A 16,910-nucleotide genomic window follows, 5' to 3' on the forward strand; every position below is an offset into this window, starting at 1 on the left:
TCTTGAGGCCCATCGCCTTGTGAATTGGGACATCGCGCGATAGTGCAAGGCCAATCACTGACACTAAGATGGGGGACGGTCCGTGAAAATCGGGACACCAAAAGAGATATTTGAGGGCGAGGATCGCGTCGCGATGACACCCGCCTCGGCCAAGGATTTGCAAAAACTAGGCTATGATTGCGTCATCGAAACCGGCGCGGGTGCTGCTGCCGGGTTTTCTGACAAAGCCTATAAAGACGCCGGTGTTTCGGTGGTGAAAACCGCAGCTGCGCTGTTCAAAGCTGCCGATATCGTGGCCAAGGTCCGCCCGCCTGAAGATGTTGAAGTCAAGCGGCTGCGCGATGGCCAGACGTTGATCTCCTTCTTCTACCCCGCCCAAAACGCCGAACTGATGGAAGCCGCCAATAAGAAAGGCGCCACCGTCATCGCCATGGACATGGTGCCCCGCATCAGCCGGGCACAGAAAATGGACGCGCTGTCTTCCATGGCCAATATCGCAGGCTACCGGGCTGTGATTGAGGCGGGAAACAACTTTGGCCGGTTCTTTACTGGTCAGGTCACCGCCGCCGGGAAAGTCCCGCCCGCCAAAGTGCTGGTTGTGGGCGCCGGGGTCGCCGGTCTTGCAGCTATCGGCACGGCCACATCGCTGGGCGCGATCACCTATGCCTTTGACGTGCGGCCCGAAGTGGCCGAACAGGTTGAATCCATGGGCGCTGAGTTTGTCTTCCTCGATTTTGACGAAGAACAACAAGACGGATCGGCGACAGGCGGTTATGCGGCTGTGTCATCCCCGGAATTCGCGGCGGCCCAGCTGGCCAAATTCCGCGAAATCGCGCCTGACATGGATATCGTGATCACCACCGCCTTGATCCCAGGTCGCGACGCGCCTGAGCTTTGGACCAAAGACATGGTTGATGCGATGAAACCCGGTTCCGTGATCATCGACCTTGCGGCAGAGCGTGGCGGAAACTGCAAACTGACCGTCAAGGACGAAAAGATCGTCACCGACAACGGCGTCACAATCGTGGGCTACACCGACTTCCCAAGCCGAATGGCCGCGCAGTCGTCCACGCTGTATGCGACAAACATCCGCCACATGATGACCGACCTGACGCCTGAAAAAGACGGCGTGCCGGTCCATGACATGGACGACGATGTGATCCGAGGGGCCACGGCCACGCATAAAGGTGAAATCACCTTCCCGCCGCCACCGCCCAAGGTCGCGGCGATCGCAGCGGCACCGAAAAAAGAAGCGCCAAAGGAACTGACGCCCGAAGAAAAGCGGGCCGAAGAAATCGCGGCCTTCAAACAGCAAACCAAAAACCAAGTCACGCTTTTGGTTGTGGGTGCTGTCTTGCTGCTGGGCGTCGGGCTCGTCGCACCGGCAAGCTTTATGCAGCATTTCATTGTGTTTGTGCTGTCGGTGTTTGTGGGCTTTCAGGTCATCTGGGGCGTCGCACACAGCCTGCACACGCCATTGATGGCGGTGACCAACGCGATTTCGTCGATCATCATTCTGGGGGCGCTGACACAAATCGGGTCAGGGTCATTCCTTGTGATCCTTTTGGCCGCGCTGGCTGTCTTTATGACCGGCATCAACATTTTTGGCGGCTTCCTTGTGACACGGCGTATGCTCGCCATGTTCCAGAAATCTTAAAGAGGTAGGATCATGGAATACGGTTTTACAACAGCGGCTTACGTCGTCGCAGCAGTTCTTTTCATCCTGTCATTGGGTGGGCTCTCCAACCAGGAAAGCGCCAAGCGCGCGGTCTGGTATGGCATCGCGGGCATGGCTCTGGCCGTCTTTGCGACGCTTGTGGGTCCGGGCTCTGGCCTTTGGCTGTTCTCGATCGTCCTGATCGCAGGCGGCGGGGTCATTGGTTATCAATTGGCGACCAAAGTGCAGATGACGCAGATGCCCGAATTGGTTGCTGCGATGCACTCTTTGGTTGGTCTGGCAGCGGTGCTTGTCGGACTGATCGCGCATATCACCATTGGCAACGTCGCTGATCCTAAGCTGCTGTTAGGTGAGCGTTTGGGGGCATTTACCGCCTTGATTGCCGACAAATCAGCTATCGAGATCAGCATCCTACGGGTCGAGTTGTTCCTTGGGATTTTCATCGGCGCGATTACGTTCACCGGCTCTGTCGTTGCTTATGGCAAGTTGGCAGGCAAAGTCGACTCAGCGGCCACCAAGCTTCCTGGTGGCCATATGTTGAACATCGGCGCGGCGGCCGTGTCCCTGATCGCACTGATCTGGTACTTCAACACCGGCGGGTTCTTCCCGCTGTTCCTGATGACCTTGGCCGCGCTCTTTATCGGGTATCACCTGATCATGGGGATCGGCGGGGCGGATATGCCTGTCGTTGTCTCCATGCTGAACAGCTATTCCGGCTGGGCGGCGGCGGCCATTGGCTTCAGCCTTGGCAATGATCTGTTGATCGTTGTGGGCGCGCTTGTCGGGTCCTCGGGCGCGATCCTGTCTTACATCATGTGTAAAGCGATGAACCGGTCGTTCATCAGCGTGATCCTGGGCGGCTTTGGCGGCCCCGCAGGTGAGCAGATGGCCGTGGAAGGCGAACAGGTTGCCATTGACGCCGACGGCGTTGCCACAGCCTTGAACGAAGCTGACAGTGTGATCATCATCCCGGGCTACGGGATGGCCGTGGCACAGGCGCAAACGGCGGTGGCGGAATTGGTGCGTAAACTGCGCGCCAAGGGCAAAAACGTGCGTTTTGCGATCCACCCTGTGGCCGGGCGTCTGCCCGGGCATATGAACGTGCTGCTGGCGGAAGCCAAAGTGCCCTATGACATCGTGATGGAAATGGACGAGATCAACGAGGACTTCCCTGAAACGGACGTCGCCATTGTGATTGGGTCCAATGACATCGTGAACCCGGCCGCACAGGACGACCCAAACAGCCCTATCGCGGGGATGCCCGTGCTGGAATGCTGGAAAGCCAAGCAGGTGTTTGTGTCCAAGCGTGGGCAGGGAACGGGCTATTCAGGCATCGAAAACCCGCTGTTCTTCAAAGACAATACGCGGATGTTCTACGGGGACGCAAAAGCGTCGCTTGACGCGCTTCTGCCCAAGATCGACTAGAACCAAAAGGGGTGCCGCGACATATCTCGCGGCACCCTTTTACTCCATGCAAGATGGCTGCAAAGTCCGCAGTGCCTGCTCCAGTTGCTCGCGGCTAAATGGCTTGGCCAGCAAGGTGCCCTGATGCGGCTCTAACCCCAATGACGCCAATTCTGAATGAAAGCCCGAGATCATCAGGATGCGCATCTGCGGACGGGTTTTGGCCATTTCACGGGCAAAGCCGCTGCCCCATTGACCACCCGGCAGCACAATATCGGTGATAAGAATATCCGGGTTTTCATCCGCCAAAACCTTGCGGGCACTCTCGACACTTTCCACTGCCGTGACGGCATAGCCCAGTGACTGAAGAATGCCCAAAAGGGTGCGCATGACCACCTGATTGTCCTCGATCAGCAGAATGCTTTGGGTTTCGGGGGCGGGGCCTTCCGGGGCCGGGGCATCATCGGGCGTATCAGGCATTTCGTATGAGCGGGGCAGATCCAGCCGGACGCAGACACCGCCGCTTGCCGCATGTTCGATAGACATGTCGCCACCGGATTGTTTGACAAAACCGTAAACCATCGACAGGCCCAACCCGCTGCCTGCGCCAAACTCCTTTGTGGTGAAAAACGGCTCAATCGCGCGTTCGCGCACATGTTCGGGCATGCCCGTCCCGGTGTCGCAAAAACTGACGCGCACGAAATCGGACTCAGCGGCCAAATTGCGTGTTGAAATGGTGATCGTGCCCGCCTGGGGCATCGCATCGCGGGCATTGGTGCCAAGGTTCAGCAAGGCATTGCTCAGCAAATGCGGGTCAATTCGGATCGGCCATGGGGTGCCTTCGAATTGGGTCTCAACGGTGATGTCTTCGCGCAGGCTGCGACGCAGCAGGGCGGCCGTTTCCGAGATCGCCTGGCGGGTGTTCACAGGGGCGGGGGCAAGGGTCTGTTTGCGGGCAAAGGCCAGCAACTGGCGGACCAATGCAGCCCCACTGTCAGCCGATTGAATGATCGGGTCGATCAGGTCGGATTGGGCGTCATTCTCAAGCTTGAGCAATTCGGCATTGCCGCGCACGGCGGTCAGCAGGTTGTTGAAATCATGGGCAATCCCGGCGGTCAGCTGGCCAATGGCCTCCATCTTTTGGGTCTGTAGCATACGCTTTTCAGCAAGCTGGCGCTCGGTGCGGACCTCTTCGCGGGCCTGCTCTAGCATTTCGCCCATATGATCATTGCGGCGATCCAGCAGCTTGCGCAGCCGAAATTCCGAAACAAAGATCCGTTCGTGACGCGCGATGCTACGATAGATGATCAGGGCAAAGGTGGCCGATACAAGAGCATAGCCCCAAAAAGCGGGCTCAGCCGTCCGGCTGAACCCGGCCAGTGATCCCACGACGACAGTGCCGCAAAACGCATAGGCCGCAGCCGGGATTGGATAAAGGGTGATCGCGCCGCCCGCGACCATGCCTGCGGCCATGGCACATAGAAAAGCCTGCGCAAGCCCCTCAAGATGGGGTAACATCACAAGGCCGGGATAGGCCCAGAGTGCACCCAGCAGCGCGGCCTGGATCACCGCGCGGCGATGCACGCGTTGGGACAAGACCTTGGGAAAGGGTTTGTTGCGTCTGCGATAGATCTGAAACAGGAAATAACAGGCATTCGTGCCAACAATGATCGCCCAGATATAGGCATCAAGGCGTGACTGATCCTCAAGGTGTAATACGAGCGGAATGGAAAACGCGTTGAGCAAATTTGCGATCATCATCGGGGGTGTCAGACGTGAGACGGCGAAGGCACGGCGGGCCATCACCTCGCCCTCGGTCGGGTCGATTGCAGGCCGCGCTGAGGCGCGGTTGTTTCGCAAAACGTAGGTAATCAGATTGGACAGTCTGGAATGCATCTCGATCACACTACAAAGCCACTGGTCGGCATTCATCTAAGGCGGTCGTGACGCTAGCATGGTTCGCGTAAATGTAGCAACCGAAACTATGTTTCACGCCTTAAAATAAAGCGCATGGCGGGAACGGTGACGCCGCAGGGGCAACGGATGGCTTGCCAGAATCATGCGGCAATGCGAGCCTCTCAACTATTGATTGAATTTATTCAGAGGTGACACATGCCCGTCCAAGCAGGTGCGATTACGCTTTTCATGGGGCCCGATACGGTCGGGGCCCCCGACAGTCTTGAGGCCCCGATCATCGATTTCATCGGGGCCGCGCAGTCCGAACTTTTGGTTTCGGTGCAAGAGCTCGACCACCGGCCCATTGCCGAAGCCTTGATCGCGGCACGCAGGCGCGGGGTCCGCATCCAGGTCATCCTGGAACAAGACTACCTGCGCGAGGCCAAAACGCCTGCTGACGATGGGCTTGGCACCCAAGAGATTAACCGCGAGCTGCTGACGCGCATCCTGCGGGTCGGGGTGGACGCCAAGGCGGATTATAACCCTAACATCTTCCACCAGAAATTCATCGTGCGGGATCGGTCGGCGACGCTGACAGGCTCAACCAATTTCACCACAACCGGGGTGACCAAGAACCTGAACCATTTGGCGATTATCGATGACATCGAGGTCGCCCGCGAATATGCCCGCGAATTCCGGCAGATGCGCAAGGGAATATTTGGGAAACGTAGCTTAGAGACGCCGCGCAAACCGCTTGAAAATCACTTCGTCAGCGGGATCCGGATCAAACCGCTTTTCGCGCCGGATCATGCGCCAGAAATGGAATTCATCAAACAGATGATCAAGGCCGAAACCCGGATCGACTTTGCAGCCTTCACCTTTGCGCAGTCGTCAGGGATTGACGACGCCTTGGTGAACGCGCGGCAAAAGGGGCTACAGGTGACAGGGGTGCTGGACCGGAGGCAGGCGAACCAATCATGGGCGGCCAAACATACGTTGCAGGCGGGGGATGTGACCCTGCACCGGAACAGGACCGGGACAGGGGTGCGCAAGGTGCATCACAAGCTGATGGTCATTGATGACCAGCTGACGATCATCGGCAGCTTCAATTACACCGGGCCTGCGAACCTGCTGAACGACGAAAACATCATCGTTTTTGGTGATCTTGATCTGCCCGATGGCCAAGCGCGCGATGATCAGGCCCGCCTGGCGCTTTATGCTCGGGCCGAAATCGACCGGATCATCACGCACCAGGGCGAGCCCATTCCGCTACCTGATTAGGTCAGATAGGTGTTGAACCAGCCAATGGTGCGTTCCCATGCCAGATCAGCCATCGCTTCGTCATAGCGCGGTGTGCTGTCATTGTGGAAACCGTGGTTGGCATCGGGGTAGATGTGCTCTTCAAAGACCTTGTCGTTCGCCTCAAGTGCTGCGCGATAGGCCGGTGCACCTTCGTTGATGCGCTCGTCCAGCTCACCATATTGCAGCATCAGTGGCGCCTGGATCTTTGGCACATCCTCGACGGAGGCTTGACGGCCATAAAACGGCACTGACGCACCCATTTCCGGATAGGCCACAGCCAGCGCATTACAGACACCGCCGCCATAGCAGAAGCCTACTGCGCCCACTTTGCCGGTGCTGTCGTCACGTTCCATCAGATGTTCAAAGCCTGCAAAGAAGTCATTCATCAACTTCTCACCATCCACGGTGCGCTGCAGATCACGGCCTTCGGCGTCATTGCCGGGGTAACCACCCACAGAGGTCAACCCATCGGGGGCCAATGCCATAAAGCCAGCCTTGGCAACGCGCCGGGCCACATCTTCGATGTAGGGGTTCAGACCACGGTTCTCATGAATGACCAAAACGGCAGGCAGGGGGCCTGTTGCATTGGCTGGTTTGACCAGATAGCCGCGCACTTCACCGTGGCCATTGGGCGATGGGTACATGATGTATTCAGGTACGATATCAGGGTCGTTGAACGAAACCTGCTCGGCCATGGCGTAGTTGGGGCTGAGCATATTGAGCAGGGCCATAGCGGTCACACCGCCAACGGCGAATTTGCCGGCCTTGTCCAGAAACTCGCGCTTGGTGATTTTCCCGTGGGCATAGAAATCATACAGATCAAGAAGTTCCTGATCAAAGTCCTTTGCCGTCATACGGGCCTTAGGGGCTTTGGGTGTCATGTGGTTCATACTGGATCTCCCGTTGTTAGGGCCGATCCGATGTCAGCCCTCGGTTGTTGTAGAAGTCAGCCTGTAACAGGCGCAAATCACAAAACAATGAGGGCGGGGCAAAGGCTGTGCGCCTTAAACCCCTCGGATACGTGGATCAAGCGCGTCCCGTAGGCCATCGCCAATATAATTCACGGCCAGAACCGTCAGCGAAATGGCCATACCGGGCCACAAAACACGCTCAGGGAAGGCGGTCATGCGGTCAACGCTGTCAAACAGGATCTTACCCCATGTGGGGAAGTCTGAAGGAAAACCAAGACCAAGGAAAGACAGGGCGCTTTCGGTGATGATCGCGGTGGCCAGACCCAAGGTGGCCGAAACCATGATGGGTGACAGCACATTCGGCAACACGTGCCGGGTGATCATCTTGCTTGGGGGGGTGCCGATGGACCGAGCAGCCAGTACAAACTCGCGCTCTTTCAGGGCCATCACATCGCCCCGAACGATCCGGGCAGTCTGCATCCATGATGTGATGCCGATACCGACGACGATCAGTATGAAAATCCCGTTTTCGGGGCCAAAGGCCGCGCGCAGCGGATCCCGGAACAGCAGCATCATGACCAGCAAGAGCGGCAATAGCGGAAGCGCGAGAACCAGATCGGTAAAGCGCATCAACGCCCAATCAAGCCTGCGAAAATATCCCGAAAGTACGCCAACCAATGTGCCGATCACGATCGCAAGGACCATGGCGGTCCAGCCAACAGCCAGACTGATCCGGCCGCCCTGCATCATATTGGCCATGATATCGCGGCCCAGATGGTCGGTGCCCATGGGGCGGGCCCAGCTTGTTTTGGCATCGGCATCCCAGATCGCCGTATAGATCGGGCGGACATCCTTGTTGCGAACATCCAGCTTGCCCGGGTCAACATCCCACAGCAGCGGGCCAACCAGACAAAAGAGGGTAATGAAGACCAAAAAGATCAGGCCAGCCATCGCGCCTTTATGGCTGCTGAATTGCTCCCAGACGTCCCACCACTGGCTGCGCGGCTTCTCTTCGCCCTCGGGTGCGGTTTTTGAAAGGCTCACATCAGTCATAGCGAATTCTCGGGTCAAGGACGCCGTAAAGGACGTCGGCAATCAGGTTCATCAGGACGATCAGAACCGCCAGCAGGAAGGTGATGGTCATGACCATCGGAATGTCTGAGCCTTGCAAGGCGATGATCAAAAGCTGGCCCAGACCGTTCACCTTGAACACCTGTTCGGTGATGATCGCGCCGCCAAAGATTGATGGGATACCCAAGGCGATGACGGTGATGACGGGGATCATTGAGTTGCGGAAGACGTGGCGCATGACGACAACACTTTCAGACATGCCCTTGGCGCGGGCCGTGCGGACATAGTCTTGACCCAGATTATCCAGCATCGAGGCGCGCATGTAGCGGCTGACTTGTGCCGTTGTTTGCAGGGCCAGGACCATGACGGGCATGATCATCTGGCGCAGCTGGAATTTGAAGGTTTCCCAGTCAACAACTTCGTGGGTGGTATCATATATCGAGGGCAACCAGCCCAGCTGGACCGAGAAGATCACGATCACCAAAACACCCGAAAAGAAGGGTGGGACGGAAAAGCCGATCATGCTGACAAAGGTGCCCGCCTGATCAAAGACAGAATACTGCTTATAGGCACTGATAATGCCGATGGGCAGAGCGATTGCGACGCCAACAACATAAGACATGCCAACCACCCAAAGGGTCTGGGGCAAACGCTCGGCGATGGTGTCAAAGACGGGGCTGCGGGATTGAAAGCTGATGATGCGCTGGGCGCCATCGGCAAAGTTGGTGCCAAAGATGCCGTCGATCCAATATTGGGGCTCAACGATAAAGAACTGATACAGCCACAGATAAAAGCGGACATACCACGGCTCGCCCAGGCCAAGGGCTTCGCGCATGCGTTGCTTGACGTCATCGGGGATGGTCAGGGGCATCTGACCCATCGGATCGCCGGGGGCGAGCTCAAGCAAAAGGAAAATCACCAAAGCGATAAACAAAAGCGTCGGGATCGATAGGACCAATCTACGGATCGTGTAGTTCAGCATAAAAGGGGGCGCCTCAGTTCATCGTTTCATAAAGAGGGGAAGAGGCGGGGCGCAGCAATGTGCGCCCCGCGAAAAGGAATAGCCGAATTAACGGTTATCGCCAGTCCGGTACCAGTCAGCTGCATTCCACAGCTCGCTGTCCCAAACGTTCAGGTCAACACCGCCCAGGCTGGTGGCATGGGCCGACAGACGACCGCGGTGTACCAGTGGGATCATGCCGCCTTTTTCAACCATGATGTCGTTCAATTGACGGGCAATCGAAGCACGTTCATCGGCATCGGCGGTTGTGGTCAGCTGCGCATGAAGGGCGTCAAACTCTTCATCACAGAAGCGGCTGATATTCTCACCTTGCCACTGCGATGCAGGGCTTGGGGCCTTGTCGCACAGACCGTTGGCCAGATAGGCTTGCGGGTCGGTGCCGTTGAATGTGTTGGCGTACATTTCAACATCGGCATAGAACTTCTGGAAGGTGTCAGGCGAACCTGGGTCGCCACCAAAGAAGACAGACGCATCGATATTGCGCAGCTCGGCCTCGATGCCGATCTCTGACCACCACTCTTTGATCAGGGCTTGGAAATCCTGACGGACAGCATTGGTGGATGTCTGATAAAGGATTTCCATTGGAACCCCATCAGGTGTTTCGCGGATACCGTCGCCATTGGTGTCGGCATAGCCTGCTTCATCCAGCATGGCGTTCGCAGCTGCGATATCTTGGGTGTCGCATGAGAAAGTATCGGAATTCACCGCCGCAGGGGCAGGGACCCAGTTACAGGTAACCTTACCAGCTTGGCCATAGCCCAGCTCAACCAGCAATGGACGGTCGATGGCCAGCGACATGGCTTTGTAAACGGCAGGATCGCCCAGGAATGGGTGCGGGCCAACAACGGAACGCTCATCAGGGCCAAGTGCCGGATCAGGGTTCGTTTGGTTCAGCATGATGCGCTCAACCAGCGGGCCGAAACCAGCGACCGGGGTGCCCAAACCACCCTCTTGCATGGATGCAATCACATCGGGGGCAAGCTGCAGGTTCCAGGCATAGTCAAATTCACCTGTCTCCATGACCGAGCGGCCAGCTGCTGTCGCATCGCCGCCACCTTTGAAGGTCACAGATGCAAAGGCGGGTTTGCCTTCCACGCGGTAGTTTTCATTGGCTACCAGCTGGATGACGTCATTTGTGCGGAATTCGGTCACGACAAATGGACCAGTGCCGATGGGGCCAAAGTTCTCATCTGTACATTCAGGGGCGCTGGCACCGACGCATTCAGCAAATTGGGCCGCCTGCAGGATCGGGCTCTCACCGCCGACAAAGGGGCCGTATGGGAACGGGGTCGGCGCTGCAAAGTTCACCACAACGGTCAAATCATCAGGTGTATCAACCGATGAAACGCCTTCGAATTTGGTCAGCTGGGCACAACCAGATTCGGGGTGGGTGCAGTATTCATATGTGAATTTCACATCAGCTGATGTGAACGGCGTGCCGTCAGACCATTGGACACCTTCCGAGATTTTCCATGTGATGGACATCAGGTCTTCGGACACGCCGCCATTTGCGACAGTCGGGACTTCGTCAACCAGCCAAGGGATCAGTTCGCCTTGTGGGTTGTAGCGGGCCAAAGGCTCAATCACCAGCGACGCAGCTTCGATATCTTTGGTGCCGCCTGACAGGAACGGGTTCAGGATCGATGGGGCTTGCCAATAAATGATTTTGACTTCGCCATCGCGGCCACGCTCGCCTTCATGCGCGTCGGCAAACGCGACAGTGGCCAGCGACGTGCCAGCAACAGCGCCCAGAAGGGCTGTTTTGAGTTTCATACTTTCTCTCCTTGTTGATTCTTCATCAAAGCAACTTTTTGCCCGACGGCCCCGCGTTTGGCGGATGCAGATTTATGAGTGCTGTATGCAAACGACCAAAAGTCGAAGCCAGCATAGCGAAGATAGAAGCGATGATTTTGTGCGATTGCAAGGGGTAAACTGCGTTGGATTTGAGCAGGTTGCACGCAATATGGGCAGTTGATTACAGAATCGCCGTTTGACACCGCGCTGCGCAAGGGCCAGCGTAGGAACAAATCATCACGATCCCCGGACACATCATGCTCGATACCAGACCCATCGCCGATATCCGAAACCTGCGCGTTCAGTTTCCGACGAAAAAGAACACTGTCGTTGCGGTCAAAGACGTCTCGATTGATATCAAACCCGGCGAAACGGTTTGTGTTGTTGGCGAAAGCGGGTCGGGCAAATCTGTGACGTCGATGGCGCTGATGCGACTGATCGGTTATGGCGGCGGCGAGATCGTCAATGGCGAGCTGAATTTCGAACATCGCGACGGGCGTATCGAAGATCTGACCAAGCGCTCAGACGCTGCCATGCAAGACGTGCGCGGCAATGAAATAGGCATGATCTTCCAAGAACCGATGACCTCGCTCAATCCGGTTTTCACCTTGGGAATGCAGCTGACAGAGGGGCTGATCCACCACAAGAAAATGTCGAAAGCCGAAGCGCGCAAAGCCGCGATCGCGCTGTTGCGGCAGGTGCGTATCCCTGAACCAGAGCGGCGGCTGGACCAATATCCGCATGAATTGTCAGGCGGGATGCGGCAGCGGATTGTGATCGCCATGGCGCTCGCGTGTCAGCCGCGCCTGCTGATCGCGGATGAACCGACAACAGCGCTGGATGTGACAATTCAGGCCGAAATTCTGGCTCTGATCGATCAGCTGAAAAAAGAATCAGGCACCGCCGTTTTGTTCATTACACATGACATGGCGGTTGTGGCGCAGATTGCCGACCGCGTCGTTGTGATGTTCCGCGGTAACAAAGTTGAAGAGGGCACGGTCACCGAAATCTTCGAAAATCCGCAGCATGAATACACCCGTTCGCTTCTGGCCGCCGTGCCGCGACTGGGCGAAATGACAGGTACAGAATACCCTGTGCCCCTGCGTTTGATGGATGGCAGTGATGTGGCGGCCGAGCCGATCAAAGGCACGGATGAGGTCCTGCTTGAGGTCAAAGGGCTGACCACCCGTTTCCCCGTCAAAGGCGGGTTTTTGCGACGGACTGTGGCGCAGGTCCATGCGGTCGAAGACGTGTCGTTTACGCTCAAACGGGGGCAAACCCTGTCGCTTGTGGGCGAATCAGGTTGTGGTAAATCCTCCTGCGGTCGGTCGATCCTGCGGCTGGTTGAACCCAGCGCAGGCGAAATTCGGATCGATGGGGAAGATGTGCGCGCTATGAGCCCAAGCGCCCTGCGCGATGCGCGCCGGGATATGCAAATGGTGTTCCAGGATCCGTTTGCATCGCTTGATCCGCAAATGGTGCTGGGTGATCAGGTCGCCGAACCTTTGAAAAACTATAGCATCTGTTCTGGCGCCGAAATGGATGAACGGGTTGCCAAGCTTTTTGACCGGGTTGAACTGCCCCGGAGCTTTCTCAAGCGCTATCCGCATGAGCTATCTGGCGGGCAGCGGCAACGGGTCGCCATCGCCCGGGCTCTCGCGCTGAACCCCAAGCTGATCGTCGCTGACGAAGCGGTCAGCGCGCTGGATGTCAGTGTGCAGGCACAGGTGCTGAACCTGATGATGGAACTGCAGGCCGAACTGGGGCTGTCCTATCTGTTCATCAGCCATGACATGGCGGTGGTCGAACGGGTCAGCCATAGCGTGGGTGTCATGTATCTGGGGCGGATCGTGGAAATCGGACCGCGCAGCGCTGTGTTCGAAAACCCGCAGCATGACTACACCAAACGGCTGCTCTCGGCCGTGCCCGTCGCCAACCCGCGCGAACGGACCTTGGGGCAAGACCGCGAATTTCGCCCGATTCCATCACCGATCCACCCGCTCGATTATGCGCCGGAAAAGTCGCAATATAAGCAAGTTGGCCCCGAACATTTCGTTATCGAAAACGCCGGGACGTAAGGGCGATGGATGCGCGTGCGCTGCTTGACCGGCTTGTCGCCTTTCCGACGGTTAGCCGGGATGGCAATCTGGAACTGATTGATTTCGTTGAAAACTACCTGGCCGATTTGGGCGTCAGCAGCACCAAAGTACCAAATGCAGATGGCAGCAAAGCCGCGCTTTATGCCCATATCGGGCCGCAGGTCGATGGGGGGGTGGTGCTGTCAGGGCATACGGACGTGGTGCCCGTGGATGGGCAAGCCTGGGACAGCGATCCGTTCACGGTGACAGAACGCGATGGCCGGCTTTACGGGCGCGGAACCTGCGACATGAAAGGCTTTGACGCGCTGGCACTGGCCGCCGTACCGCTCGCCTTGGCACGCGGGATCAAACGACCCCTGCAAATCGCACTCAGCTATGACGAAGAGGTCGGCTGCCTTGGCGCACCGCCGATGATCGATCACATGGTGGCGATGGGAATGCCCCGGGCGGATACCGTCCTGGTGGGCGAGCCTTCGATGATGAAAGTCGTCACCGGGCATAAGGGCGGCATCGGCTATCACATGCATTTCCAAGGGTTTGAGGTGCATTCATCGCTGGCGCCAACGGGCGTTAGCGCGATCATGATGGCAGCCAAACTGATCAACTGGGCCAATGAGGTAAACGCCGAAAACGCCGCCAAAACGCCCGGGCCGCTGGCCGCTGATTTTGTGCCCCCTTACACGACCTTGCATGTGGGCACGATCACCGGCGGCACGGCCCATAACATCACGGCCAAAGACTGCCATTTCGGTTTCGATTTCCGGATCGTACCGGGCGAAGATATCGGCGATTGGCAAGCACGGTTTCAGGCGAAATTGTCCGAGCTTGAGGCGGAAATGAAAGCCATACGCCCCGAGGCCGGGATCACCGCCGATCAATATTTTGATCTGCCAGGGCTGAAGCCGGAACAAGATGGGGTGGCAGAGGGGCTGGCGCGGCAATTGACCGGCGATAACGGCACCCATGTGGTCAGCTATGGAACTGAGGCAGGGCAGTTTCAGGAACGCGGTTATTCGGCAGTGATCTGCGGGCCGGGGGATATCGCGCAGGCCCATCAGCCCAATGAATTTATCAGCATCGATCAATTTCAAAAGGGCGAGGCATTCATCGCCAAGCTGATCGACACGCTGGCACAATGATGCCGGGCGTGGCTAAGGGTCCCATGCCCGAGAACGCGGATGTGGTGGTCATTGGGGGTGGGATCATCGGGGTGATGACCGCATGGGCACTTGCCAAGAAACGGCAAAAGGTCGTTTTGGTTGAAAAAGGGCAGGTCGGGGCCGAACAATCCACGCGAAACTGGGGCTGGATCCGGGCACAAGGGCGGGACCGGGCCGAGCTGCCGATCATGTGCGAAGCGGCGGCCATGTGGCGGCAATTGAACCGTGAAATCGGCGAAGATATCGGGCTGCGGCAAACCGGCGTGGCCTATCTGGCACGCAAACCTGCCGATATCGCGCGCTACGAAAAATGGCTGCCGCATGCCAAAGAGGCAGGGATCGACACCAAGCTGCTCAGCGCGGCCGAGACCCAAAAGCTGCTGCCGGGGGCGGCAACGCATTGGCAAGGCGCGCTGTGGACGGCCAGCGATATGCGGGCGGAACCGGCGCTGGCGGTGCCTGCCTTGGCGCGGGCGGCGGTGCGGGATGGGGTGATCATTTGCGAAAACTGCGCAGCGCGGGTGCTTGATATCGCAGCGGGGCGGATCAGCGGCGTGATTACCGAAGCAGGCCCAATTAAGACGACGGCAGTCGTTGTCGCCGGCGGTGCATGGTCGGCGCTGTTTTTGCGGCGGCACGGTGTGCATATCCCCCAGCTTTCCGTGCGGGCCTCTGTCGCGGCGACAGAACCGCTGCCACTGGTGTTTGAGGGGGCGGCCTCTGACGGAAAACTGGCGTTTCGGCGGCGGCAGGACGGGGGCTACACGCTTGCCCCGCCTGGGTTTCAAGAGCTGTTCATCGGCCCCGATGCCTTCCGGGCGCTGGGGCATTTCAAGGACCTGATCAAGGCAGACCCGCTGGGCACAAGGCTTTGGCCCGCCGCGCCGCGGCATTACCCCGATGGTTGGGGAACGGCCCGGCGCTGGTCGGCAGAACAGATCAGCCCCTTTGAAAAGATGCGCGTGCTGAACCCTGCGCCAAACAGGCGCAAATTGCGCAAACTGGCCAAAGCCTTTGGTGATCACTTTCCGGCCTTGGGTGGGGTCACTCTTCGATCGACTTGGGCGGGGATGATCGACGCAATGCCGGATATTGTGCCAGTGGTTGATCAGGCGGGCGACCTGCCCGGACTGACGATTGCCACGGGGATGAGCGGGCACGGTTTCGGCATCGGACCAGCTTTTGGGCAAATCGCAGCCCAGCTGGTGCTTGGCGAAACTGTGAAGCACGAAATCGGACGTTTTCGCTTGTCTCGGTTCACCGAAGGCACAACATTAGAAAAAGGCCCGGATGTTTGATCAGATCAAACACGGCCCCCGCATTAGACTACATTTCCGGAGAAGATCATGCCCGTTAAGAACCGCTTTGCCGAATTGCTGCCAGAGATTACCGCCTGGCGACGCGATCTGCACGAAAATCCTGAGATCCTGTTTGAGACACATCGGACCTCCGGGATCGTTGCGGAAAAATTGCAGGCCTTTGGCTGCGATGAGGTCGTGACCGGGATTGGCCGGACCGGCGTGGTTGGGGTGATCAAGGGCAAGTCAAACGGCTCGGGCAAGGTGATCGGGCTGCGCGCGGATATGGACGCTTTGCCGATCCATGAACAAACGGGGCTTGATTACAAATCCAAAACCGACGGGGCGATGCATGCCTGCGGGCATGACGGGCATACGGCGATGCTGCTGGGGGCGGCAAAATACCTTGCCGAGACGCGCAATTTTGACGGGACCGTTGTCGTGATCTTCCAACCCGCCGAAGAGGGCGGCGGCGGCGGTCGCGAGATGTGTCAAGACGGGATGATGGACCGGTGGAACATTGACGAGGTCTACGGCATGCATAACTGGCCGGGTCTGCCGACCGGACAGTTTTCGATCCGGCCCGGCGCGTTTTTTGCGGCGACAGATCAGTTTGCTATCACCATCGAAGGGCGCGGCGGGCACGCGGCCAAACCGCATGAAACGATCGACAGCACGCTGGTCGCAGCGCATGTGATCACTGCGCTGCAATCCATCGCCAGCCGCAACGCCAACCCGGTAGAACAGATCGTTGTGTCTGTGACATCTGTTGAAACCTCATCCAAGGCGTTTAACGTCATCGCGCAAAAGGTGCATTTGAAAGGCACCGTGCGGACAATGTCAGCCGAGATGCGGAATCTGGCCGAAGAGCGGCTCAAGGCGATCTCGACCGGGGTGGCAGCCAGCTTTGGTGCCAGCGCCGATGTGACCTATTACCGGGGTTACCCTTGCATGGTGAACCATGATGAACATACCGCATATGCCGCCGAAGCGGCGCGGGTGGTTGCCGGGGCCTGCGAAGATGCCCCGCTTGTGATGGGGGGCGAGGATTTTTCCTTCATGCTCGAAGAACGCCCCGGCGCTTATATTCTGGTTGGCAACGGAGATACGGCGGCGGTTCACCACCCGGAATATGATTTCAACGATGAAGCGATCCCGGCTGGCTGCAGCTGGTGGGCGGAAATTGTCGAGCAGCGGATGCCCGCAGCTTAAGGCTGCGTATGTACAGCATATGTACAGGTTCTGTACGGGAAATTTACGGCGTAAGGGGGCTGTT

Annotated in this window: 12 protein-coding genes; 7 read left to right on the forward strand and 5 right to left on the reverse strand. The window is 57.9% G+C overall.

The annotated features are described in order from the left end of the window. Positions 1–82 precede the first annotated feature (82 nt). Positions 83–1,657, forward strand: a complete 1,575-nt coding sequence (locus AABB29_RS11590) for a Re/Si-specific NAD(P)(+) transhydrogenase subunit alpha (protein ID WP_341366756.1) — start codon at positions 83–85, stop codon at positions 1,655–1,657. A 12-nt stretch (positions 1,658–1,669) separates the two neighbouring features. Next, on the forward strand, positions 1,670–3,103 hold the full coding sequence (locus AABB29_RS11595; protein WP_341366755.1) for an NAD(P)(+) transhydrogenase (Re/Si-specific) subunit beta: 1,434 nt from the start codon (positions 1,670–1,672) through the stop codon (positions 3,101–3,103). 39 nt (positions 3,104–3,142) lie between these two features. Here AABB29_RS11595 and AABB29_RS11600 read toward each other — a convergent pair whose 3' ends face one another. After that, the gene (locus AABB29_RS11600; RefSeq protein WP_373636513.1) at positions 3,143–4,978 is read right to left on the reverse strand and encodes an ATP-binding protein; all 1,836 of its coding nucleotides are present in this window, start codon (positions 4,976–4,978) and stop codon (positions 3,143–3,145) included. Positions 4,979–5,194: 216 nt separating this feature from the next. On the opposite strand from AABB29_RS11600, the gene AABB29_RS11605 reads away from it, so the two are divergent. Beyond that, positions 5,195–6,259, forward strand: a complete 1,065-nt coding sequence (locus tag AABB29_RS11605; protein WP_341366753.1) for a phospholipase D-like domain-containing protein — start codon at positions 5,195–5,197, stop codon at positions 6,257–6,259. On the opposite strand, the gene yghX is transcribed toward AABB29_RS11605, so the two are convergent. The 4 genes from yghX to AABB29_RS11625 all read right to left on the reverse strand — a co-directional run bounded on the left by yghX (position 6,256) and on the right by AABB29_RS11625 (position 11,056). After that, on the reverse strand, positions 6,256–7,170 hold the full coding sequence (yghX, locus tag AABB29_RS11610) for a YghX family hydrolase (protein WP_373636514.1): 915 nt from the start codon (positions 7,168–7,170) through the stop codon (positions 6,256–6,258). The two genes, AABB29_RS11605 and yghX, sit on opposite strands and share 4 nt — an antisense overlap. 114 nt (positions 7,171–7,284) lie before the next feature. Then, the gene (locus tag AABB29_RS11615; protein ID WP_373636515.1) at positions 7,285–8,244 is read right to left on the reverse strand and encodes an ABC transporter permease; all 960 of its coding nucleotides are present in this window, start codon (positions 8,242–8,244) and stop codon (positions 7,285–7,287) included. Continuing rightward, positions 8,237–9,244 (reverse strand): ABC transporter permease, encoded by a 1,008-nt coding sequence (locus AABB29_RS11620; protein ID WP_341366752.1) that lies wholly within the window; start codon positions 9,242–9,244, stop codon positions 8,237–8,239. The genes AABB29_RS11615 and AABB29_RS11620 overlap by 8 nt, the downstream gene beginning before the upstream one ends. Positions 9,245–9,331: 87 nt before the next feature. Then, positions 9,332–11,056 (reverse strand): peptide ABC transporter substrate-binding protein, encoded by a 1,725-nt coding sequence (locus tag AABB29_RS11625; protein ID WP_341366751.1) that lies wholly within the window; start codon positions 11,054–11,056, stop codon positions 9,332–9,334. Between the two features lie 278 nt (positions 11,057–11,334). Here AABB29_RS11625 and AABB29_RS11630 point away from each other — a divergent pair, with 278 nt between their 5' ends. From AABB29_RS11630 to AABB29_RS11645, 4 genes are read left to right on the forward strand one after another with little or no spacing between them, the layout of a single operon-like run. Beyond that, positions 11,335–13,155, forward strand: a complete 1,821-nt coding sequence (locus AABB29_RS11630) for an ABC transporter ATP-binding protein (RefSeq protein ID WP_373636516.1) — start codon at positions 11,335–11,337, stop codon at positions 13,153–13,155. A gap of 5 nt (positions 13,156–13,160) precedes the next feature. Beyond that, positions 13,161–14,315, forward strand: coding sequence for an acetylornithine deacetylase (gene argE, locus AABB29_RS11635; protein ID WP_341366750.1), 1,155 nt, complete (start codon positions 13,161–13,163; stop codon positions 14,313–14,315). Continuing rightward, the gene (locus AABB29_RS11640) at positions 14,315–15,634 is read left to right on the forward strand and encodes an FAD-dependent oxidoreductase (RefSeq protein ID WP_341369097.1); all 1,320 of its coding nucleotides are present in this window, start codon (positions 14,315–14,317) and stop codon (positions 15,632–15,634) included. Before argE ends, AABB29_RS11640 begins: the two co-directional genes overlap by 1 nt. A 48-nt stretch (positions 15,635–15,682) precedes the next feature. Beyond that, complete coding sequence (locus AABB29_RS11645; protein ID WP_373636518.1) at positions 15,683–16,846, forward strand: M20 aminoacylase family protein; 1,164 nt, start codon at positions 15,683–15,685, stop codon at positions 16,844–16,846. Positions 16,847–16,910: the final 64 nt, after the last annotated feature.

Origin of the sequence: Yoonia sp. BS5-3, assembly GCF_038069655.2 — a bacterium.
In the GTDB taxonomy this organism is placed as follows: Bacteria; Pseudomonadota; Alphaproteobacteria; order Rhodobacterales; family Rhodobacteraceae; genus Yoonia; species Yoonia phaeophyticola.

Coding starts and splice junctions, on each gene's coding strand:
- AABB29_RS11595 (WP_341366755.1), top strand. CDS start 1,670: ATGGAATACGGTTTTACAACAGCGGCTTACGTCGTCGCAGCAGTTCTT.
- AABB29_RS11600 (WP_373636513.1), bottom strand. CDS start 4,978: ATGCATTCCAGACTGTCCAATCTGATTACCTACGTTTTGCGAAACAAC.
- AABB29_RS11605 (WP_341366753.1), top strand. CDS start 5,195: ATGCCCGTCCAAGCAGGTGCGATTACGCTTTTCATGGGGCCCGATACG.
- yghX (WP_373636514.1), bottom strand. CDS start 7,170: ATGAACCACATGACACCCAAAGCCCCTAAGGCCCGTATGACGGCAAAG.
- AABB29_RS11615 (WP_373636515.1), bottom strand. CDS start 8,244: ATGACTGATGTGAGCCTTTCAAAAACCGCACCCGAGGGCGAAGAGAAG.
- AABB29_RS11620 (WP_341366752.1), bottom strand. CDS start 9,244: ATGCTGAACTACACGATCCGTAGATTGGTCCTATCGATCCCGACGCTT.
- AABB29_RS11625 (WP_341366751.1), bottom strand. CDS start 11,056: ATGAAACTCAAAACAGCCCTTCTGGGCGCTGTTGCTGGCACGTCGCTG.
- AABB29_RS11630 (WP_373636516.1), top strand. CDS start 11,335: ATGCTCGATACCAGACCCATCGCCGATATCCGAAACCTGCGCGTTCAG.
- argE (WP_341366750.1), top strand. CDS start 13,161: ATGGATGCGCGTGCGCTGCTTGACCGGCTTGTCGCCTTTCCGACGGTT.
- AABB29_RS11640 (WP_341369097.1), top strand. CDS start 14,315: ATGCCGGGCGTGGCTAAGGGTCCCATGCCCGAGAACGCGGATGTGGTG.
- AABB29_RS11645 (WP_373636518.1), top strand. CDS start 15,683: ATGCCCGTTAAGAACCGCTTTGCCGAATTGCTGCCAGAGATTACCGCC.